The organism is Corynebacterium sp. HMSC036D03, assembly GCF_001836185.1.
GTDB classification, from domain to species: domain Bacteria; phylum Actinomycetota; class Actinomycetes; order Mycobacteriales; family Mycobacteriaceae; genus Corynebacterium; species Corynebacterium simulans.
On record NZ_KV827736.1, the window covers coordinates 1 to 219 of the forward strand.

At 54.8% G+C, this 219-nt stretch carries 1 protein-coding gene; it reads right to left on the reverse strand.

The features are described from left to right. Window positions 1-219: integrase core domain-containing protein (locus HMPREF2692_RS12600; protein ID WP_141761306.1), on the reverse strand; the 219-nt coding region annotated here is incomplete at both ends.

The following is a 219-nucleotide window of genomic DNA, read 5'->3' on the forward strand; positions in this document are numbered from 1 at the left end:
GTCAGTGTAGCTGATGTGAGTGCTTCGAAGTCATCGGGAGCTAGAAGGTTGCACCACGAGTGTCGCCGGCGCGTGTTGTAGCGCATGCACCACCGGAAGACTTCCTGCCGGCAGATAATGGGATTGTCAAAGACTTTCCTATCACGCAAGACTTCCCGCTTTAAGGTGGCGTTAAAAGATTCTGCTAGGGCGTTATCCGCACTCGTTCCTACCGCGCCC